This window comes from Sphingobium ummariense RL-3 (assembly GCF_000447205.1).
In the GTDB taxonomy this organism is placed as follows: domain Bacteria; phylum Pseudomonadota; class Alphaproteobacteria; order Sphingomonadales; family Sphingomonadaceae; genus Sphingobium; species Sphingobium ummariense.
On sequence record NZ_AUWY01000120.1, the window covers coordinates 67271 to 87686 of the forward strand.

Below are 20416 nucleotides of genomic sequence, written 5' to 3' on the forward strand. Positions count from 1 at the left end.
CGCCATGGGCAAGGCGCAAGCAGAAATTGGGGAACCTGCACCGCTGATTCCGCGATATGCTCGCGCCATATATGGCGTGCCCGGCGGCGCGCCGCCTGGAACATGGAGAGCGCAATGATCGTCGGCACCGTCAAGGAGATCAAGAACCACGAATATCGCGTCGGCCTGACGCCGGAGAGCGTGCATGAACTGACCGCGCATGGCCATACCGTCCTCGTCGAGACCGGCGCGGGCGAGGGCATCGGCGCCCATGATGCACTCTACGAGAAGGCGGGGGCGCAGATCGTTGCCACCGCGGAGGAGGTCTTTGCGACAGCGGAGATGGTGGTGAAGGTGAAGGAACCTCAGCCGACGGAGCGCGCCATGCTGCGCCCCGGCCAGATCCTCTACACCTATCTTCACCTTGCCCCCGATCCGGGCCAGACCCGCGACCTGATCGCGTCGGGCGCGGTGTGCATCGCCTATGAAACGGTGACGGATGCGGCGGGCGGTCTGCCGCTGCTGAAGCCGATGAGCCAGGTCGCCGGGCGCATGGCGATCCAGGCAGGGGCCACCGCGCTCGAAAAGGCGCATGGCGGGCGCGGCGTGCTGCTGGGCGGGGTGCCGGGCGTGCTGCCGGCGAAGGTCGCGGTGATCGGCGGTGGCGTGGTCGGCTTCAACGCGGCGCAGATGGCGGCAGGCCTGGGCGCCGACGTCACCATTCTGGACCGCAATCCGGAGGTGCTCGAACGGCTCGGCATGTATTTCGAGGCGCGGGCGAAGACCCGCTTCTCCAATCGCGCGAACCTGGCCGAATGCGTGGCGGATGCGGATCTGGTGATTGGTGCGGTGCTCATACCGGGCGCCGCAGCGCCCAAGCTGGTGAGCGCGGACATGCTCAAGACGATGAAGAAGGGCGCGGTGCTGGTCGACGTCGCGATCGACCAGGGCGGATGTTTCGAGACCAGCCACGCCACGACCCATGCCGATCCTACCTATGTCGTTGACGGGATCGTCCATTATTGCGTCGCCAACATGCCGGGCGCGGTCGCGCGGACCAGCACCTATGCCCTCAACAACGTCACCCTGCCGCACGCGCTGCGCATTGCGGACCGGGGCTGGCGCGAGGCGCTTCGCCGCGATCCGCACTTGCGCGCCGGGCTCAACGTGTGGGACGGCAAGGTCACCTATGAAGCCGTCGCCCGCGATCTCGACCTGCCCTGGACGCCGGCGGAGGAAGCGCTCGGCTGAGGCGGGGAGCTAAAAAGCCCTTTCAAAACATATGCGGGTTCGCCTGCCTCGTTCGTCTTGCCAGCCGGGGACATTGTATCGCGATGTTTCCGGCTTGTATTTCCGCCGAAGAGAGGCACGTTTCACGTCATGGTCGATCGCAAAACATTCGCCGCCTTGACCCGCGAAGGCGAAGGCAGCAGCATGTCCGTCTGGTCCGGAAAGAACGGGGGGGCACGCTGATGCAGGGCGATGTGGTGACCTGGCTCGTTCCTCTGATCGCGATGCTGGCGGCGGGCCTCTTCGCCGGTTTCGCGGCGGGCATTTTCGGCATTGGCGGCGGATTCGTCGTCGTACCCGCGCTGTTTGTCGTCCTGCCGCTGCTGGGCGGAACCCATGACGCGATCGCCCACGTCGCGATCGGCACGTCAGCCGCGACGATCATAGTCACCTCTATCCGCTCGCTGCTCGCGCATGCGAAGCGTGGGGCGGTGGAATTCGAGATTCTGAAGACCTGGGCGCCCTGGATCATCGTGGGCGATGGCGTGGGCGTGTTGCTGGCGGGCCATGTCGACGGCCGCGTACTGACGATGATCTTCGCGGTGGGAGTGTTTCTGATGTCGCTGAACTTCCTGCTGCCCAAGATCGGCGGCAAGGTGATCAGCGAGGAAATGCCTTCGGGTATCGCGCGCGTGGGCATCGCCGGCGGCCTTGGTACCTTCTCCGCGCTGCTTGGCATCGGCGGTGGCACGATCGCCATCATGGTGATGACCCTGTGCGGCCGCTCGATTCACCGTGCCATCGCTACCGCGTCGGGCGTCGGCACGCTGATCGCCATCCCCAGTGCCATCGGCTTCGCGCTGATCGGGCTCAAGGAAACCGGCCTGCCCTGGGGCTCGCTCGGCTATGTGAACGTGCCCGCGACCTTGGCAATCGCGTCCATGTCGATCCTTACCGCGCCGCTCGGCGTTGCGGCTGCGCACAGCCTGCCCGCGCATCTGCTGAAGCGGGTGTTCGGCATCTATCTGATCATCATCGCTTACGTGATGTTCCGCAACGCGCTGAAGATGTGACAGAGCAGGCCGGGGCCGATGGCCCCGGTTTTTCGGCAATTTCGCGATATTCTGCCTCCTTCTGACTCCTCCTTCCGGCTCGGTTCGCCGCCGCCCCGTCTCTCTCCGTCCATTCTGCACAGCCGTTCAGGCGAAAGGGTGGGGGGCTCAGGCGTTGGGCTTGTGTGTGAGACAGCAAAAGAGGAGAGCTCATGCACCGCAATATGCTTGTCCCGGCCCTCGCTATCCTGGGCCTGACATCGATGCCTGCGCTGGCGCAGCCTCACCCCGAGGGTGCCGTCAGCTATGAGGAACAACTGGCTCGGGTGGAGGACCAGCTGGTCTATCGCGCTCCCATTGCCGGGGTGGAGAACAACGCCTGGTTCGACTACGAGACGGACCTTGCCGAGGCGCGCAAGGAGTTGAAGAAGGATTTGCGCGGCGCCAGCGACGCTGAAGATAATCGTGACGCCTGGGAGGAATATCGCGCGGAACTCGCGGATGCCCGCGGCGACTATGCGAAGGAAATGGCCGAGAAGGGCTATCCGGTCGGAGATGTCCGGCTGGTGGGCCCGGCGCGCTGAGCGTCCGGCAGGCAGTGATTACCAACGCCGACCGATATCATCCCGGAGAAAGGCGGGATGATATCGGTTGCTCAATCCACATTCGGGTCCCGGAAGTTTAGTCGCCGCGTCACCGTGTAATCCAGTACACCGACCAGCAGATAGCTGATCCATTGCTTCGCCAGCGTCAGGAACGTGCGCCGCGCCCGATGGGATTCCAGCGAGACGGGCGTGCTGTCCGCCGCCCTGCGGTCGATCAGTCCGCGCATTGCATCGGCAAAGCCCGCATCCTCTATCCGCAGCATGATTTCAAGGTTCAGGAACAGGCTGCGCATGTCGAAATTGGCGGATCCGATAAAGACGGCGTTATCGATCACCACCAGCTTCATGTGCAGCATGCATAGCTGATATTCGAATATCTCAACCCCGCGCTTCAGCAGCGGGCCATAGAGCAGCCGCGCTGCTTCCACCGTGGCGAAATTGTCGGACTTCGACGCCAGGATGATGCGTGCGCCCGATTGCCGGGCCGCCAGGGCGATGCGCTTCAGCATCCCGCGCCCCGGCGAGAAATAGGCCGCGACCATGTCCACGCGCCGGCCCCGCTCCAGGTCGTTCTTCACCACCTGCGCCCAGGGGCTGAGGCGCCGGGTCGGCCCGCCGATCAGCCAGCGAAAGGGAGAATCGGGATCGTGACGGCTGACCGGATGCCAGCGCCGCACCATCGCCCGCAAAGTCCGGAAGCGCTGGCCCCGGGTCGATGTCCAGCGCCACAATTGCGCATACCAGCGGGTCATGGCCTCGACCTGTGAGCCTTCCACCAGCAGGCCCAGGTCGTTCCAGCAATTTGCGGGCGGCGGGCCGAAATAGGCGTCCTCGACATTGAAGCCGCCGATCAGCAGCCGCGTGTCGTCGGCGATCGCCATCTTCTGGTGGTTGCGGATCAGGTAGCGGGTGGACCGGCGCGTTCCGAACCGGGCGAAGCGGGCTCCCGCCTGCACCAGCGGATTGAAGAAGGCGTCCGGGGTACGGGCCGATCCAAAGGCATCGATCATCAGCGTCACCGCCACACCGCGCGCCTGCGCTGCCGTCAGCCGTTCGAGGACAAGGCGCGCGCTCTCGTCACCGGCAAAGATGTAATAATAGAACTTCAGGCTTTTTCGCGCACCGTCGATCAGCGCGATCAGGGCCGCGCGCAACTCCGGCCCGGTCTCGATCACGGTCAGCCGGTTGCCCGCCAGGGTAACCTCGATGGCGGCCGGCTCTCGGGGCGCCTGGGTGCGGGCTTCGCTCGCCATGTCTCTCCATGCCCTCCTTTGGTCGGAATGGCTACCGTCTTTCGGGGCTTTCCGTTGACTCCTGCCGCAGCCCTTGCTAGTGCGCCAGTCCAAGTCCTATTTGCCCAGGAGGCCCTGTTGGCCCGCGTTACTGTCGAAGATTGCGTCGACAAGGTTACCAACCGCTTTGATCTCGTCCTCCTCGCGGCACAGCGTGCCCGCGAGATTTCCGGCGGCGCCGAGCTGACGGTCGACCGCGATCGTGACAAAAATCCCGTCGTTGCCCTACGTGAGATCGCCGAAGAGACAATCCTGCCCGACGACCTGCATGATTCGCTCGTCGGATCGCTGCAGAAGGTGCAGATCGACGACGACGATACCCCTGATGAAATTGGCTCGATCGCCCAGTCGGCGGAGGCCTTGCGCCTCACCGCCGCAGCGCCGCCGCGCAACCAGAATATCGGCGGTGACTACGACGGCTGATCGCCTTACGCTTTGGAGAGGGAATGAGGCCCGGACTGTCTCGGCAGGACCGGGCCTCAATGATTCTGGGGCGAAGCGGGCAGCAGGATGGTAACGCGCAGCCCCCCGGTGGTGGCGCCGCCGTAACGCACCTTGCCTCCCATCGCTTCCGTCAGCGCCTGCACGATGGCGAGGCCCAGCCCGGCGCCCCCCGTGCGCCGATCGCGGGAGGTGTCGCCCCGGGCAAAGGCCTGTCCCAGCGCCGCCATCTGCCCGTCTGGCACTCCGGGGCCGTCATCCTCGAATATCCAGGCTATATGGTCCCCCTCCGGCATCGCCGATATGTGCAGCCGCTCGCCATGGCGCAGGCCGTTATCGGCCAGATTGCCGAAGACGCGGCGCAACGCCGCTTCCTCGCCCTCGACCTCGACACCCTCGGGCAGATCGAGCGTGATCCGTTCCGCGTCGATATGTCCTTCCGCCAGGTCGCGGGTCAGCCGCGACAGGTCCAGCCGTTCGATCGACAGGGGGCGGCGCCCGGCGCTGGCGAAGAGGAGGCTGTCGTCCAGCAGCGTGCCCATCTGCTCCAGGTCGGTCATCGCGCGTCGCCGCTGGTCCGGATCCACGATGAAGTCGGCCCGCAACTGCAGCCGGGTCAGATAGGTGCGCATGTCATGGGCGATGCCCGCCAGGATGAAGGTGCGCTCCTCCACCAGCCGGGTGATCCTGCCCTTCATGGCGTTGAACGCGGTGCCTAGCGCGCGCACCTCCCGGCTGCCCTCGACCGGCGCATCGGGCGCGTTCAGATATTCGCCCAGCGCATGGACATGGCGCGTCAGCCGTCGCAACGGCCGGGTCGTCTGGCGCAGCGCCAGGCCCAGCACGAGCAGCAGCACCAGGCCCCCGCCAAAGGCCAGCATCGATCGTCGCAGCAGATAATGGCGCAGCGCCGTGGAGGGCCGCCCGGTCAGCACCAGCACCCGACCGTCGCGCAGCCAGACGGTCAGCCGGATCGGCACCATGAAGCGCATCGGCCGCACGCTGTTTGCGAGCAGCCTGCGCCGCCGCCCCGGCCCGCCATCGACCACGATATTATGGTCCGACACCGCGTTGCGATAGGCCCGCGCCAGCGCGGCCATGCTGTCGGGCACCTCGCGAAATTCGGCTGGCGGGGTGGCCCGGATCTCGACCGTGAACAACGACCCGTCATAGCTGCGCACCAGCCTGTCCGCGCCTGCCGGCCCGGCGCGCTCAACCGCGTCGATCATCTCCGCGAAGGCCGGGGGAGGGGGCAAGCCATGGCTGCCATTGTCGCTCGCCGGGCCCGGCAGCATCAGCGCCACCAGCAATGCCAGCTGCAGCAGCAGGAAACCGCCCAGCAGGATCGCGCCGATGCGGAAGGTCAGCGTGCCGGTCATGCCCGCCGCACCGGCGCGACGAAGACATAACCGCCGCCCCGCACCGTCTTGATCAGCGCCTCGCCCCCGGGGTGCGCCGCAAGCTTGCGCCGCAACCGACCCAGTTGCACGTCGATCGTCCGGTCGAAGGGCATGGCTTCGCGCCCGCGCGTCCAGTCCAGCAACTGATCGCGGGACAGCACGCGCTGCGGCCGCTGGACAAGGCACAGCAGCAGGTCATGCTCGCCCCCGGTGAGCTCCACCGTCTGCCCGTCCGGCGCTGCCAGCCGCCTGGCGTCGGCATCCCACAGCCAGCCTTCAAAGGCGTAGCGATGCTCGCCGGGCGGCAGGATGGTGGTGTCAGCGCCGCGCGCGCGGCGCAGCAGAGCCTTGATCCGCGCCGTCAGTTCGCGCGGATTGAACGGCTTGGGCAGATAATCGTCCGCGCCGATCTCCAGCCCCACGATCCGGTCTACATCGTCGCTCCGCGCCGACACGATCATCAGCGGCAGGTTGCCCATCGCCCGCACCCGCCGGCAGAGCGACAGCCCGTCCTCGCCCGGCAGCATGATATCGACCAGCGCCATGTCCACCGGCCGCTCGGCGACCAGCGCGTCGAATTCGGCCGCGGTGCGGCAGGGATGGGCGGCCATGCCCTCCCGCTCCAGCAGCGAGACGACCAGCTCGCGGATTTCATCGTCGTCCTCGACCAGCGCGATCTGCGGACGTGCATCGGGTTCCATGAGGCGAACCATGCCATTGCGGGCGGCAACCCGGAAGCCGCCGTTACATTTTGTCACTCAATGATCCCGATGCGTCGCACCCGGCTTACTATCGGACGGCAAAAGGACTGCATCGCTCACGACAAGAGGAGATGACCCCCATGACCAAGTTCCTGACCGCCGCCACGCTGGGCCTCGTCCTTGCCGGCACCATCGCCACCGCCGCCGCGCCCCAGGCTGACGCCCGGACCCGTGGCCGCTATGTCTCCGTCCAGGGATCGGGCGGCCACGGCTATCGCCACGCCCGGAGCATCTCGCGCCAGCCCGGCGCGGTATCGGCCCATCGCAACACCCAGTTCAACAATGGGCGCGGCATGGTGTCCGATCGCAACGGCAGCTGGGGCAATGGCAGCTATCAGGGCGGCGCCACCCACACCACCAATAACGGCACGACCTTCGGGCGCTCCACCAGCGTCGTCAACAATGGCGACGGCAGCTATACCGGCTCCGTCACCCGCACCCGTCCGGACGGTTCGACCGGCACCCGCACGGTGACCCGCAGCCGCAACTGACGGTGCGTGGCGGGTCCGGGCGGCAGCTCCTCCTCAGCCCCCTCCCGGCCGGGCCCGCCATTCTCTCTTCCCTCAGGATATTGCCATGAAACGATCACTTCTTCTCACCTCGTTCCTGCTCGCCCTCCTGCCGGCCGTCCCCGCCGCCGCACAACTCGGCAAGGGCCGTGAACCTTGGTTCGACAAGGCCGACACCAACCGCGACGGCATCGTCACGCGCGATGAGTTCCTTGCCTATCGCGACCGCAATTTCGGAGAGATGGACCGCAACAAGGACGGGGTCGTCAGCCCGGCCGATTTCCCGCGTCTCGCGCGCTTCCGCCCGCAGGCGATGGACCGGCTGACGCAGATGCTGGGCCGGGCCGACAGCAATGGTGACGGTGCCATCTCACGCCAGGAACTGGCCGCCTCGCCGCCCACCATGTTCGAGCTGGCCGATGCGAATGGCGACGGCCGTGTCACCCGCGCGGAATTTGACGAGAGCCGCGCCGAGATGCGCGACCGCATGCAGCAGCGGAAGAACTGAGCAGCGTTTCGCCCGCCACTTTCCTCTCAAGGGGTCGCGGGTGCCGCCATCGGATCGGCCGGGAGCGCCCAGTCTATCGCGCCGCGCCCCTTCGCTTCCAGAAAGGCATTGGCCTGGGAAAAGTGACGGCATCCCAGGAACCCGTTATGCGCCGACAGGGGGGAAGGGTGGGCCGCCTTGAGCACCAGATGGCGGCTCTGGTCGACGAATCCGGCCTTGCGCTGCGCATGCGAACCCCACAGCAGGAACACCACTGGTTCGGCCTGCCGGTTCACCAGCTGCACCACGGCGTCGGTAAACTGTTCCCAACCCCGCCCTTGGTGCGATGCGGCGCGGCCCATTTCCACTGTCAGCACGCTGTTCAGCAGCAGCACGCCCTGCCGCGCCCAATGCTCCAGGAAGCCGTGGCGCGGAGGTGAGACGCCAAGGTCGGCCTGCAACTCCTTGTAGATGTTGACCAGCGACGGGGGCGTCCGCACCCCCGGCCTCACGCTGAAGCACAGGCCGTGCGCCTGCCCCTCGCCATGATAGGGGTCCTGCCCCAGGATCACGACCTTCACCCTATCGAGCGGTGTCAGGTCCAGCGCGCGGAAATATTCGCTGCCTTTGGGAAAGATGCGCTTGCCCGCCGCCTTTTCACCCAGCAGGAACTGCTTGAGCGCCTGCATCCGCGCGCTTTCGAACTCGGCTGCCAGGGGCGTGCGCCAGCTCTCATGCAGCTTGACCATGTCGTTCATGAGATCGGGACATGAACGGGCGGGCGGTGGTCTGTCAACCGGAAGGGGAGTGAGAATGGCTGGCCTGGGTGGGGGACGGCCATAACCTCCGTTCGTCCTGAGTAGCCATTGAGCTTGTCGAAATGGCGTATCGAAGGACCGATGTCGTGCGCTGCCCCTTCGATACGGGCCTTCGACAAGCTCAGTCCCTACTCAGGGCGAACGGTTGCAGGGAATGTCTCGCTCTGGGCCATCAGCTGCCATTTACCGAACCAAGCGCCCGATCGCCTTAAACGCGCTTGCCACCGTTCGGCAGATCGGGAAGAGAAGGGCGATGCTGCCGCTGCGAACCTTTTTCGGCCTTGCCGCCGCTTTCGGCCTGTTCCTTGCGCCTCTGCCGGCTGCCGATGCTTTCGGCCCGCCGGTCAATCCGGTACAGCAGGGCGCGCAGCATCGCCTGATCGCTGAATTGGAACGCTTCACGAAGCTGTCCGATGGCACGGTGGGCATCGCCGTTCGGGATCTTTCCTCGGGCGAGGAGCTGGCGGTCAACGGCGACACACTTTTTCCCATGGCCAGCACCTACAAGGTCGCTGTGGCGGGCAGGATCTTCTCGCTGATCGACGCGGGCCAGATGACGCTCGACACCATGCTGCCGCTCGATCCGGCGCTGGTCAGCGAAGGTGGTGTGGCGGACCTGCTGCCGCATCCGGGCGCGGCGCTTTCGGTCCACAATTTCCTCGAATTGATGCTGACGCGCAGCGACAACAATGCGACCGACGTGCTCGTGGCGCGGGCGGGCGGGCCGCAGGCGGTGAATGCCTGGGTGCACGGGATCGGGGTGAAGGGCCTGCGGGTCGACAGCAACACGGCCGGCCTGCTCTACCGCGCCATGGGCATCGCTCCCGGATCCGGCAGCTTCCACCAGAATGTCGAGGCGGCGATGGAGGCGGACGCATCCCTGCGGGAACGCGATGCGCGCGACCTGCCCAACATGACCTTTGCGCAGGATCCCCGCGACACGGCCACGCCGCGCGCCATGAACCAGTTGTTGAGCGCGATCCAGCTGGGCAAGGCGCTCAAGCCCGCCAGCACCGCTGCGCTGCTCGCCATCATGGAGCGTTGCCGCACGGGCCAGGGGCGGCTGCCGGCGATGCTGCCGCCCGGCACGCGGCTCGCGCACAAGACGGGCTCGCTCAACGGCCTGGGCAATGATGTCGGCATCGTCTCGCTGCCCGATGGCCGGATATTCGCCATTTCCGTCTTCGTCATGAAGGATCATGAGGGCCATGCGATGCGCGACCGCATCATGGCGGAGGCGGCGCGGGCGGCTTATGATTATTTCCTGTTCGCCCCCGATCGACGGGCGGCTTGACCGACGGGCCCTGATCTCCCCGCCATACCCCCTTATGCTCCACGTCCTTTTACACTAAGCTCCGGAAAAAATAGGAGAGAATAGTGGCGCAATTCACTCGCTTCCGGGAATTCTGGCCCTTCTATCTGCAGGAACATGCGCGACCCGCCACGCGGGCGCTCCATTATGCCGGGACAAGCCTTGTCATGGGATTGTTGGGCGCCATGCCCTTGACCGGGCGTTGGTGGCTTGCCGCGACCCTGCCGGTGGCGGGCTATGGCTTCGCCTGGGTCGGCCACTATGCGGTGGAACGCAACCGTCCGGCTACGTTCCGCTATCCGCTCTGGTCTCTTGGCGCTGATTTCCTGATGTGGTTCCGCTTTGTGACCGGCCACATGCGCGCCGACCTGACGCGGGCCGGGGTCAGGCGGGACGGCACGGTCGACCCGCGACGCCGCCTTATCGCCTGACAGCGACCAAGCGGCTTGACCCTCTTGGCGCCTCTGCCACAAGGGAGGCGATGGCTCTCGTCGCGCACTTTTCCCGCCTTGCCGACATCGCGGCGCTGGGCCACCGCTGGCAGGCGCTGGAGGCACGGGCCGACGCCTCCTTCTTTCTCGGCTGGACATGGACGGCCTCCTGGCTGGAAAGCTATCGCCCGGACGTAACCCTGCTGGCGGTGACGGACAGGCAAGGACAGGACATCGCACTGGCGCTGATGGGTCACAGAATGGTGCCGCGCCTGCTCGGCCCGGCGGCCACGCTCAGCCTTAACCAGAGCGGCGATCCCGTCTCCGACCGGCCTTTCATCGAATATAACGGCCTGCTCGCTGCGGCGGGCCAGGAAGGGGAGGCCACGCGCGCGGCACTGGCCGCCGCCGCCACCCGCCGCGACTGGCGCGTGCTTCGTCTTTCCGGCATCGCGCCGGGTTCCGCGCTGCTGAAGCTGGCCGCCCGGCGCAAGGTCCGCCGCGACGTGTCGCCGGTCTATCAGGTCGACCTCGAAGCGGTACGCGCGGCGGACGGCGATTATCTCGCCTTGCTGAGCGCCAACACGCGCAGCCAGATCCGCCGTGCGATGAAGGACCATGGTGGCGGCCTTCCCGCAATCCATCGCGCTACGTCGGATGACATCCTGCCCTGGCTGGAGGAAATGCGCGCCCTCAACAGCGGGCGCCACCAAGATAATGCCTGGGAAGATGAGGGATTCCGCCGCTTCGTCGCCGCAATCGCGGCACGAGGCGTACCGACCGGAGAGGTTGATCTTCTCCGCTTTACCGATGCGGGCGGCACGGTCGGCCTGCTGCTGAACTTCCTCCACCGGGAAGCGGCGCTCAACTATCAGTCCGCCTTCGCGGCCCCGCGCTCGGCCAAGGACAAGCCGGGCCTGCTCTGCCACGCCGCCGCCGTCGCCGACTATGCCGGGCGCGGCTTCGCCCTATATTCTCTCCTCGCAGGCAAGGACCGCTACAAGCAGAGCCTCGCTACCCGCGAGGAGAGCCTGGAATGGTGGGCTATCGAACGCTTCTCGCCGCGTCTGGAGGCGGAAGCGCTGCTGCGCCGCCTGTTCAGGCGCCCAGCTTCCGCATGACGCGATAGACGAAGCGGCGCAGGCCCTGCTCCTCGGGCCTATCGCTGACCCTGCCCACCGGCAGGCCACGCCGCCGAAGAAGCGCGTTGAAACTGTGCAGTTCGCCCTCCGCCACGCTGCGCTCGGACCGCCAGGTGACGGACAGGCTGACCGAGACGGCGGGGCCGTTCTCGACGAAATGTGGCGCCTTGACCGGCATGTGGATCGCGTCCCCAGGCGCCAGCGGCACGGCTATGCCGCGCGCGCGGAAGCTGTCCTTCCATTCCAGGTTGCGATGCCCGCCGCCGTGGAAATCCTCGCTCTTCTGCGCGGGCACCATTTCCTCGTCGCGGGCGGGGAAGACCGTCATGGTCTTGCTGCCCCTGATCTGCAGCAGGATATTGTGCTCCGGGTCCATGTGGAAAGGCGTGATGCTGCCCGGCGAGGTCAGGAAGATGAACGCTTCCCGATGCAGCATCGGTCCGGTGCTGCGCGCCACGATCGGCGCGATCTCATCCAGCGCCGAATCCAGCAGCGCGGCATAGGCGGGATCGGCCTCGACATTCTTCAGCACCGCCCAGCTGCCGTTGGTTTCGATCGTGCGGATCGTCTCGCCCAGCGTCAGCCCGTTTTCCGGGGTGTCCTCCGGCCGGACGCCCAACGGCATCCTGCCCAGATTATACTCGACCCGGTCGGCGGGCATGCGCTCCGCCAGCGCGGCGAGCGCGTCGAGGCTCAGCAGCGGATGATCCATCAGCCTGTGGCTCAGCTTTACCGGCCGGTCGGGATAGGCGGCGGCGAAGGCCGCGCGCGCGTCCTCCGGGAAGAGCGGCTGCGCCGGTGCCGGCGCAATGGGGCTATGGGCGTTCATCTCTGTCCTTTCACGAAGCTGGCGATGCGCTCGACCCCGTTGGCGATCGCGAAGGCGGCGGAGCGCCGCACCCGTCGCATGCCGGTGCCGCGCAGGGCGATGCGATATTGCACGATGCTGCGACGTTCTGCCCACAGGCTGTCGATCATCGGATGGTCGGCGGCGGCGCAGCTGTCCATCCAGGCAATGGCCGGATCACCCTGCACCGCGTGGAGGTTGGCGATCTCGATCAGCACGCCGGGCGAGAAACGGCCAAGCTCCTCGTCGAAGGCGATCTTGAAGGAGAAGGCGCCTTCGCCATGGCGGAAGTTGGCGAGCATGGCGATGGCACGCCCGTCCAGGTCGATACGCAGGAAATGCAGCCGCCCCCCGTCGAAGGCGGCGGCGCAGGCCGCGCGGAAGAAGGCAGCATGGGATGGGCGACAGGCGAGCGCGCTTCCTTCCTGCCCCTTCCATCCCGATGCCTCCAGCGCCAGGAAATCCGCACACCAGCGCGGCAGCTCGGTGCGCGCAGCAAGCTGCCGCGTTTCGACCGTCCCCAACTCCGCCAGCCGTTTCTGAAGACGCCGCAGCTCCTTGCGCTTCTTGGCGCGCACATGGGTTTCCCAATAGGCGTCTGCAGCGAGCGTGGACCGCAGCATCGCGCGGTCATAACGGTGAATCTCGCGCCAGCCGCGCCGATCGGCGACACACAGCGCCTCGATCGCGGCGGCATTGGCCCCCGCTGCGTCCAGTCCCTGCAGATGGAGGAAGGAGGGCGCCCAGGGAGCCGCGTCGAGCTGTTCCAGAAAGCTCCGCCACGCTTCCATCTCCTGCCCCTTTCGCAGGATCGGTGCGCCGAAGAAGCAATGGTCATGCATCCAGTTGGCGGTGCAGGCGATCGGCAGCCGGCCATGGCGCGGCGTGACGGCGACCGGCAGCAGCCCGATCAGCACCTCGCCCTTCAGCGCCTCCACCAGTTTGACGGACCCGCTTTCCAGATGGTCGAGCGCCGCGCCCAGCATGTCGGGGGCATAGAAAGCGTTGGATTCGGCGGCATCCTGCGCCAGCCCCGCCCAGCGGGCGCGCTGCGCAGGGCCAAAGGGTCGCGCGGCCGGGGGCAGGGGGTGCGATGCCATGTCCATCGCTCCGCCTTAGCCGCCAAAGATTAGGGAAAGCCTAAGTTCGACCGGCAGGGAAGGCCGATCACGGCAAGGCTTCCCATCGAAAGGGCTTTACACGCCCCTCGGCCTTGGCCGACAGGAAGGCATGCAGGCGCATCAGGGGGAAAGGAACATGGGACTATCGACCGGTCGTTGCGGGAACACCGCCCGATGACCATCCTGGTGACGGGCGCCGCCGGCTTCATCGGCATGCATGTCGCCGACCGCCTGCTGGCCGCCGGGAGCGCCGTCGTCGGCATCGATAATATGAACGACTATTATGCCGTTTCGCTGAAGCGCGACCGTATCGCCGCGCTGTCGGAAAGGCATGGCAAGCTCTTCACCTTCCTGGAGCTCGATTTTGCCGACATGGGCGCGCTTCAGGCCGCACTGGCCGACCAGACGATCGAATCGATCGTGCACCTGGGGGCACAGGCCGGCGTGCGCTACTCCCTGATCAATCCGCATGCCTATGTGCGTTCGAACCTCGCCGGCCATGTCAACATGCTGGAACTGGCGCGGGAGCGGCGGGTGCGCCATCTGGTCTATGCCTCTTCCTCCTCGGTCTATGGCGGCAATGACAGTCTGCCCTTCCGGGTCGAGGATCGCGCCGACCATCCGGTTTCGCTCTACGCTGCGACCAAGCGTGCCGACGAGCTGATGAGCGAGACCTACGCCCATCTTTTCCGCATCCCCATGACGGGCCTGCGCTTCTTCACCGTCTACGGTCCTTGGGGCCGGCCCGACATGGCCATGTGGATCTTCACGTCGAAGATTCTGCGCGGAGAGCCGATCCCGGTATTCAACCATGGCCGCATGCAACGCGACTTCACCTATATCGACGATATCGTCAGCGGCATATTGGGTTGCCTCGCAAGCCCGCCGCCCGACGATGGCTCTCCCAAGGCGGGCGGCAGCCGTGCGCCTCATCGGCTCTACAATATCGGCAACAACCGACCCGAAGAGCTGATGCACCTGATTGCCGTCCTTGAGGACGCCTGCGGCCGGAAGGCAGAAGTGGATTTCCAGCCGATGCAGCCGGGAGACGTGCATGCCACATTCGCCGACATCGGGGCGATCGCGGATGATATCGGCTTCGCCCCCACCATGGGAATCGAACAGGGCGTTCCGCGATTCGTATCCTGGTATCGCGCCTATCACAGCGCCTAGAAAACCGCCATTGCACGCTCCACCGTTGAAAAAGTTCCTCGACTGATCGCTATCAAGGCTCGTTTCGCCTAGTGACCTTGCTGTAAATTAAGCGGATTTTTTGCTGGAACGCCCTTCGCATCTGCAAAATAGATTGCCATAAGTGCCTGAAACGGCGTAGACAGTTGCCGGCTGGTAGGGAAACTGGCTCGGTCGCGGAACAAGGGAACAGGGTGAAACGCCGAACAGCGGCGGATCCTCGGCCGTCCATCGTCCATGGTTGCGACCTTGGTCGATGTGCGGAAAAAAGGGCAAACGCGTGTCGACAGCATCGAAGATTGTGCCATTCGGTTCCGGGGGGCGCATTGTTGAAATGGCCTGCCAGAGCCTTTCGACGGCAGCCGAAGGGTTGGGAGCCTTGGAAGCCCGCTTCTCCAGGCGGGATTTTGCAGCGACTTTCCTCCGCCTCGTCGGCGTCATCATGAATGTCCGCGGCCGGGTGATCGTCACCGGCATAGGCAAGAGCGGTATCGTCGCGCGCAAGATGACCGCGACCCTGACGTCCACCGGCACGCCCGCGATCTTTCTTCATCCCGCCGATGCGGGCCATGGCGACCTTGGCATGGTCACGCCGGACGATGTGGTGCTGATGCTTTCCCATTCGGGTGAGTCGACGGAACTCGGTCCGATCATCCAATATTGCAAGCGCTTCTCCATTCCGCTGCTCGCCATGACTGCCCGACCGGACAGTACCGTTGCGCTCGCGGCGGACATCTGCATCGACATGCCGGAGGTGCGGGAGGCCTGCCCCAACGCACTGACGCCCACCACGTCGACGACGGTGCAGATGGCGTTCGGTGACGCGCTCGCGGTTTCGCTCATGGAAATGCGCGGTTTTTCTGCCGACGACTTCCACAAATTCCATCCCAATGGCCGGCTGGGCGCGCAGCTCGTCAAGGTACGCGAACTCATGGTCACCAATGGCGACGTGCCCACGGTGCCGGAAGATGCCTCGCTGCTCGACGCCACTATCGAGATGACGCGGGCGCGGCTGGGCGGCACGGCGATCGTCGACCGCGCGGGGCGGCTGATCGGCGCCTTTACCGATGGGGATCTGCGGCGCACCGTCACAGGCAAGCAGAACCTCACCGATCCGGTCGGCCGTTTCATGACGGTCACCCCGCTATCCATCGGGCCGGATGAGCTCGCATCCGATGCGCTGCGCATCATGCATGAAAAGAATATCACCCTGCTCTTCGTCTGCGAAAAGGATCGCCTGATCGGCGCGATCCACATGCATGAGCTGCTGCACGCCGGGGTCGCCTGAGCCTACTCGTCGTCATCCCCGCGCGGGCCGGATCGACCCGCTTGCCGCGCAAGCCGCTCCGCCTGATCGCAGGGCGCACCCTGCTGCACCGGACCATCGCCATGGCGCGCGCGGCCACGCATGGGTTAGCGGATGTCCGCCTGGTCGTCGCCACGGACGACAGGGAAATTGCCGACCATGCCGAAGAGGTGGGGTGCCAGGCCGTTATGACCGACAGCGCCATCAGCACCGGGTCAGGCCGCGCGCTTGCTGCGGCGCAGGTACAGGCGGAACTACCCGATCTGGTCGTCAATCTTCAGGGCGATTCGCCCTTCCAGCCGGACGGCGCGCTGGGGGCCGTCATCACGGCGCTGCGGACAGGGGCGCAGGTGGCGACGCCCGTCATCGCCCTCAGCTGGTCGGCGCTGGATGCGCTGCGCGACCACAAGGTCCGATCGCCGTTCAGCGGCACGACCTGCGCTCGGGCGGAGGACGGCCGTGCGCTCTGGTTCTCCAAGGCGATCATCCCTGCGATTCGCGACGAAGCGAAGCGGCGGGAGGCGCAACCGCTCTCGCCTGTATGGCGCCATGTCGGCCTTTACGGCTATGCGCGCGCCGCGCTGGAGCGGTTCGAGGCGACGCCGCCCACCGCGCTGGAAAGGCTGGAGGGGCTGGAACAGCTCCGCCTGCTGGAGCTGGGCATTCCGGTCACTACCGTTCCCATCGACCCGCCGCTGTTCGACAGTTCCGGCATCGATACGGAGGCGGACATCACGCGCGTGGAGGCGCTGATCGCTCTCCACGGTGATCCTACGCCGCCTCTGCCGTGACTCGCCGCATCTTCGTCATCCGCCATGGCAACACCTTCGCGCCGGGTGAAAGCCCGCGCCGCATCGGTGCCCGCACCGACATCCCGCTCGTGGAAAGCGGCGAGGTCCAGGCCGATGCGCTGGGTGCCTGGTTCGCTGCGCAGGCGTTTCCCGTCGTCCGCCTCTTCTCCGGCCCGCTGCTCCGCACCCGCCAGACCGCTGCGCGCATCGGTGCCGCGATCGGCCAAGCGCCTGAGGGCGCCCTGTCCTGGCTGGGCGAGATCGACCATGGACCGGACGAGGGCTTGCCCGAGACGGAGGTCGTCGCCCGCGTCGGCGCGGATGCTCTCGCCGCCTGGGACGAGCAGGGGATCGCCCCGAAGCACTGGATCGTGGACTCGGACGCGCGCCTGACTGCCTGGCGCGCCTTCTTCGCGGAAGGAGGGGAGGGGGCTGACCTGCTCGTCACCAGCAACGGCGCGGCTCGCTTCGCGCTTCTGGCTCTCGGCCTCGCGCCCGCCACGCTGAAGCTGCGCACCGGCGCCTTCGGCGAACTGGAAATCGCGCCTGAAGGCCCGGCTCACCTCGTTCGCTGGGACGTGCGGCCTTAGGGCCTGTTCCACTCGGATGAATCGTTCCCCGGCGAAGACCGGGGTCCAGTTCAGAGCGCGGGACCGAGCCCCGTCCTTCGCCGGTGAACGGCAAGGTTCAAACCGAAGGAAACGCGCTATGAACTCGATCTGCTTCGATCAGAGCTCGATCGAGTCTAGTTCGTCTGGCGCTGCGGCACGGTGAAGGTGCCGGAAACCCGCCCGCCGGCGCTGCCCGCGACGCCGGGCGCGCCGGAAGAGCGGCCGTCGACCGTGGAGCGACCGCTGGCAAGATCGATCACCAGCCGTCCGCCGGTCAGCCGGTTGGCGCCCTGGGTCAGCGATACATTGCCGAGCATCGTAATCAGCCGGCTGTTGAGGTCGTAGATCGCGACATTGCCCCGTGCGACTTCATTGCCCTTCGTTACCACGACATTGCCCGACGCGTCGATCCGGTCGATCTCCACACCGCTTGTGCCTGAACTGCCGCTGCTTCCGCCGTTTGGCTGCTGGCGGTAGGCAACCGTCATGCGCGCCGCGGTCAGCGTCATTCCGGCCTGCGTCACTTCGACATTGCCGGACACGACCACGCGATCCGCACGGTCCTGCACCTCGATTCGATCGGCGGAGAAGTTGACCGGCGCATTGCTGTCATGATTCCTCAGGACCTGCGCGCTCGCGCCGCCGAACAGCGCACCGGCGCCGCAGAGGGCGCCCAGCGAAAGGAGAAAGAGAGGCCGTCTCATCAGTTCCGCCCTTTGAGGCCATTTTGTTCGATACGCAAGCGCGCCCTGCCATTGAGCGTCACCGTCCGCGCGGTCATGTCCGCTTCCAGGTGATCCCCGCTGAAGGTTCCGATCGGGATCCGCCCGTCCACTCGCCCTGCGCTGCGCATCCGCCGCGTCTTGAGGTCGACGCCGACGTCGCGCGTGGTGAGCCGATATCCGTTGGCTGCCTGGAACTGGACCGGTCCGATGATCGCGACCCGCTCGGTATCCATGTCGTAGCGGCCGGTCTGCGCCGTCAGCACCGCCGGCCCTTCGGGCAGCAGGATTCGCGCCGACATGTCATTGAGGTCGACGATCGGCTCGCGCGAGCTCTTCTGCACGGCCGATCCGGCCCGCAGCGAGAAGGGCTGGCCCTTGCTGTCCTCGCCGCGATACAGCGCCTCGGTCACGCGCATGCGCTCCTTCGCCACCTCGACCTTGTTCTTGTCCAGGACGAAACTCACCTTGTCCCGCCCGGTGAAGGGCGCGGTCGCCAGCAGCGCCGCCAGCACGCCGATCGCGACGGGCAGCCAGTTCTTGAGCAGGCGCACCAGCCGGTCGTGGCTGCCGCCCGGCCGCGCCCAATGCCGGCGCGCGTGGCGTTGCTGTTCGGCCTGGACGGACATCCGTTCCCCCTCACATATGCGCGAAGATATCGATCTCCGGCCAGCCTGCCAGATCCAGCTCCGCGCGATGCGGCAGGAAATCGAAACAGGCCTGCGCCAGTTCCATTCGCCCTTCGCGGATCAGCCGTTTGTCCAGCTCCGCCTTCAGCAGGTGCAGGTAGCGCACGTCGGACGCGGCATAATCCTTCTGCGCGTCCGACAGCACCGGGCCGCCCCAGTCGCTGCTCTGCTGCTGCTTGCTGAGCTCCTGCCCCAGCAGTTCGCGCACCAGCTCCTTCAGGCCGTGGCGGTCGGTATAGGTCCGCACCAGGCGCGAGGCGATCTTGGTGCAATAGCAGGGCGCGGCCACCACGCCCAGATAATGGCGCAGCGCGGCGATGTCGAAGCGGCCGAAATGGTAGAGTTTCAGGCGCGCCGGGTCGGCCAGCACCGCCTTCAGGTTGGGCGCGGCATAGTCGCTGCCGGGGTTGAAGCGGACGAGGTGCTCGTCGCCCTTGCCGTCGCTGATCTGGACGACGCACAGCCGGTCGCGCGGTGTGATGAGGCCCATCGTCTCGGTGTCGATGGCGACGGGGCCGGGGGCGAGCACGCCCTCGGGCAGATCCTCTTCATGAAAGTGTACGGTCATCCTACCCCCTTATGGCGAAAGCGGTCCTGCCGCAATCGGCGCTTTTCGCCCGCTCGCCCCGAAAACAGGCCGTTCAGGAATGTGGCGGCAATCGGGCTAAAATCATTCGCGCTGCCCTGAAAACTTGATATAGTGATTCCCAAACCGCGTCTTTGCGGTGGATTCTGCATGTCATTCGCCCGACATGTTTGTCCGATTTGTCTTGGGGCGAAGCGAAAGTGACTAACAGGGCATGAGTTTTGACAGAGGGCGCCGCGGCGGGCGCGGCAAGGACAAGCGCGACGGTTTCGGCGAGGACAGTTTCTACGAAGGTAGTCGTGGCGGCTTCGGCGGCGGGTTCGATCGAGGTGGCTTCGGTGATCGCGGCGGCTTTGGCGGCGGCGACCGTGGTGGTTTCGGCGGCGGTGATCGCGGCGGCTTCGGCGGCGGCGACCGTGGCAGTGGTTTCGGCGGCGGCGGCGGCGGCTTCCGCAGCGGCGGCGGTGGCTTTGGCGGCGGCGGCGGCGGTGGTCGCGGCATGCCCGCGCAGGTCGTCGGCGAAGGCAAGGGCGTCGTCAAATTCTTCAACGGACAGAAGGGCTTCGGCTTCATCGTCCGTGACGATGGCGGCGAGGACGTGTTCGTCCACATCAGTGCGGTCGAGCAGGCTGGCCTCACCGGCCTTGCCGAGGGCCAGCCGCTCGGCTTCACGCTCGTCGATCGCGGCGGCAAGGTCTCGGCGACCGACCTCAAGATCGAGGGCGAGCCGCTTCCCGTCACCGACCGCGCTCCGCGCGAGCCCCGTGCTCCTGGTGGCGCCGGCGGCTTCGGCGGCGGCGATCGCGGCCCGCAGCGCCAGCTGACCGGTGAGCGTGCCAGCGGCACGGTTAAGTTCTTCAACGCGATGAAGGGCTTCGGCTTCATTCAGCGCGACGATGGCCAGCCGGACGCTTTCGTCCACATCAGCGCCGTGGAGCGGGCGGGCATGTCCGCCCTCAACGAGGGTGATCGCCTCGACTTCGAGCTGGAAGTCGACCGCCGCGGCAAATATGCGGCCGTCAACCTTCAGGCGAAGGCGGACTGATCGTTCCTCATCCTCCCGCCGGGATGAAAGAATAGAAAAGGGGTCGCC

General features: G+C 66.3%; 23 protein-coding genes. 14 read left to right on the forward strand and 9 right to left on the reverse strand.

All coding sequences use genetic code 11. The features are described 5' to 3' along the window. The first annotated feature begins 114 nt into the window (after positions 1 to 114). From ald to M529_RS43070, 3 genes are all read left to right on the forward strand, one after another. The gene (gene ald / locus M529_RS43060) at positions 115 to 1230 is read left to right on the forward strand and encodes an alanine dehydrogenase (RefSeq protein WP_021319416.1); all 1116 of its coding nucleotides are present in this window, start codon (positions 115 to 117) and stop codon (positions 1228 to 1230) included. Positions 1231 to 1451: 221 nt separating this feature from the next. Beyond that, entirely contained in the window at positions 1452 to 2282 is an 831-nt protein-coding gene (locus M529_RS43065) for a sulfite exporter TauE/SafE family protein (RefSeq protein ID WP_021319418.1), read from the forward strand. Positions 2283 to 2473: 191 nt separating this feature from the next. Next, the gene (locus M529_RS43070) at positions 2474 to 2845 is read left to right on the forward strand and encodes a hypothetical protein (protein ID WP_021319419.1); all 372 of its coding nucleotides are present in this window, start codon (positions 2474 to 2476) and stop codon (positions 2843 to 2845) included. Between the two features lie 71 nt (positions 2846 to 2916). Here M529_RS43070 and M529_RS43075 read toward each other — a convergent pair whose 3' ends face one another. After that, positions 2917 to 4119, reverse strand: a complete 1203-nt coding sequence (locus tag M529_RS43075) for a phospholipase D-like domain-containing protein (protein WP_021319420.1) — start codon at positions 4117 to 4119, stop codon at positions 2917 to 2919. A gap of 117 nt (positions 4120 to 4236) precedes the next feature. Here M529_RS43075 and rpoZ point away from each other — a divergent pair, with 117 nt between their 5' ends. After that, positions 4237 to 4581 (forward strand): DNA-directed RNA polymerase subunit omega, encoded by a 345-nt coding sequence (gene rpoZ, locus M529_RS43080; RefSeq protein ID WP_021319421.1) that lies wholly within the window; start codon positions 4237 to 4239, stop codon positions 4579 to 4581. Positions 4582 to 4637: 56 nt separating this feature from the next. Here the strand turns inward: rpoZ and M529_RS43085 are convergent, their stop codons facing one another. Both M529_RS43085 and M529_RS43090 read right to left on the reverse strand, forming a co-directional pair. Then, complete coding sequence (locus tag M529_RS43085; RefSeq protein WP_021319422.1) at positions 4638 to 5978, reverse strand: ATP-binding protein; 1341 nt, start codon at positions 5976 to 5978, stop codon at positions 4638 to 4640. Then, positions 5975 to 6712 carry a response regulator gene (locus M529_RS43090; protein ID WP_021319423.1) on the reverse strand — a complete coding sequence of 246 codons (738 nt, stop codon included), beginning with the start codon at positions 6710 to 6712 and terminating at the stop codon, positions 5975 to 5977. The genes M529_RS43085 and M529_RS43090 overlap by 4 nt, the downstream gene beginning before the upstream one ends. 128 nt (positions 6713 to 6840) lie before the next feature. On the opposite strand from M529_RS43090, the gene M529_RS43095 reads away from it, so the two are divergent. Further along, a complete protein-coding gene (locus tag M529_RS43095) occupies positions 6841 to 7251 on the forward strand; it encodes a hypothetical protein (RefSeq protein WP_021319424.1) in 411 nt (136 codons plus the stop codon). Between the two features lie 85 nt (positions 7252 to 7336). Further along, entirely contained in the window at positions 7337 to 7777 is a 441-nt protein-coding gene (locus M529_RS43100; RefSeq protein ID WP_021319425.1) for an EF-hand domain-containing protein, read from the forward strand. 26 nt (positions 7778 to 7803) lie between these two features. On the opposite strand, the gene ung is transcribed toward M529_RS43100, so the two are convergent. After that, entirely contained in the window at positions 7804 to 8514 is a 711-nt protein-coding gene (gene ung / locus M529_RS43105; RefSeq protein WP_021319426.1) for a uracil-DNA glycosylase, read from the reverse strand. Positions 8515 to 8827: 313 nt separating this feature from the next. Here ung and bla point away from each other — a divergent pair, with 313 nt between their 5' ends. The 3 genes from bla (at position 8828) to M529_RS43120 (ending at position 11438) form a co-directional block, all read left to right on the forward strand. Further along, a complete protein-coding gene (bla, locus tag M529_RS43110; protein WP_021319427.1) occupies positions 8828 to 9868 on the forward strand; it encodes a class A beta-lactamase in 1041 nt (346 codons plus the stop codon). Between the two features lie 83 nt (positions 9869 to 9951). Next, positions 9952 to 10317: a DUF962 domain-containing protein gene (locus M529_RS43115; protein ID WP_021319428.1), complete on the forward strand. Its 366-nt coding sequence runs from the start codon at positions 9952 to 9954 to the stop codon at positions 10315 to 10317. A 50-nt stretch (positions 10318 to 10367) separates the two neighbouring features. After that, positions 10368 to 11438, forward strand: a complete 1071-nt coding sequence (locus tag M529_RS43120) for a GNAT family N-acetyltransferase (protein ID WP_021319429.1) — start codon at positions 10368 to 10370, stop codon at positions 11436 to 11438. On the opposite strand, the gene M529_RS43125 is transcribed toward M529_RS43120, so the two are convergent. Continuing rightward, positions 11416 to 12288: a cupin-like domain-containing protein gene (locus M529_RS43125; RefSeq protein ID WP_021319430.1), complete on the reverse strand. Its 873-nt coding sequence runs from the start codon at positions 12286 to 12288 to the stop codon at positions 11416 to 11418. The genes M529_RS43120 and M529_RS43125 overlap by 23 nt on opposite strands. Beyond that, complete coding sequence (locus tag M529_RS43130) at positions 12285 to 13412, reverse strand: GNAT family N-acetyltransferase (protein ID WP_021319431.1); 1128 nt, start codon at positions 13410 to 13412, stop codon at positions 12285 to 12287. Before M529_RS43130 ends, M529_RS43125 begins: the two co-directional genes overlap by 4 nt. A gap of 189 nt (positions 13413 to 13601) precedes the next feature. Here M529_RS43130 and M529_RS43135 point away from each other — a divergent pair, with 189 nt between their 5' ends. The 4 genes from M529_RS43135 to M529_RS43150 all read left to right on the forward strand — a co-directional run bounded on the left by M529_RS43135 (position 13602) and on the right by M529_RS43150 (position 17305). Then, positions 13602 to 14600 (forward strand): NAD-dependent epimerase/dehydratase family protein, encoded by a 999-nt coding sequence (locus tag M529_RS43135; RefSeq protein WP_031295417.1) that lies wholly within the window; start codon positions 13602 to 13604, stop codon positions 14598 to 14600. Between the two features lie 298 nt (positions 14601 to 14898). Then, positions 14899 to 15906, forward strand: coding sequence for a KpsF/GutQ family sugar-phosphate isomerase (locus tag M529_RS43140; protein WP_031295419.1), 1008 nt, complete (start codon positions 14899 to 14901; stop codon positions 15904 to 15906). Continuing rightward, positions 15903 to 16715, forward strand: a complete 813-nt coding sequence (locus M529_RS43145; RefSeq protein ID WP_031295421.1) for a 3-deoxy-manno-octulosonate cytidylyltransferase — start codon at positions 15903 to 15905, stop codon at positions 16713 to 16715. Before M529_RS43140 ends, M529_RS43145 begins: the two co-directional genes overlap by 4 nt. Continuing rightward, a complete protein-coding gene (locus M529_RS43150) occupies positions 16712 to 17305 on the forward strand; it encodes a histidine phosphatase family protein (protein WP_021319435.1) in 594 nt (197 codons plus the stop codon). The genes M529_RS43145 and M529_RS43150 overlap by 4 nt, the downstream gene beginning before the upstream one ends. Before the next feature lie 155 nt (positions 17306 to 17460). Here the strand turns inward: M529_RS43150 and M529_RS43155 are convergent, their stop codons facing one another. Genes M529_RS43155 through M529_RS43165 form a run of 3 tightly spaced genes read right to left on the reverse strand, consistent with a single transcriptional unit; the run spans position 17461 to position 19305 of the window. Then, complete coding sequence (locus M529_RS43155; protein ID WP_021319436.1) at positions 17461 to 18030, reverse strand: LptA/OstA family protein; 570 nt, start codon at positions 18028 to 18030, stop codon at positions 17461 to 17463. Continuing rightward, positions 18030 to 18677, reverse strand: a complete 648-nt coding sequence (lptC, locus tag M529_RS43160) for an LPS export ABC transporter periplasmic protein LptC (RefSeq protein WP_021319437.1) — start codon at positions 18675 to 18677, stop codon at positions 18030 to 18032. The genes M529_RS43155 and lptC overlap by 1 nt, the downstream gene beginning before the upstream one ends. Before the next feature lie 10 nt (positions 18678 to 18687). Then, positions 18688 to 19305, reverse strand: a complete 618-nt coding sequence (locus tag M529_RS43165) for a ribonuclease D (RefSeq protein ID WP_021319438.1) — start codon at positions 19303 to 19305, stop codon at positions 18688 to 18690. 232 nt (positions 19306 to 19537) lie between these two features. On the opposite strand from M529_RS43165, the gene M529_RS50670 reads away from it, so the two are divergent. Beyond that, positions 19538 to 20368: a cold-shock protein gene (locus M529_RS50670; protein ID WP_031295423.1), complete on the forward strand. Its 831-nt coding sequence runs from the start codon at positions 19538 to 19540 to the stop codon at positions 20366 to 20368. Positions 20369 to 20416 lie beyond the last annotated feature (48 nt).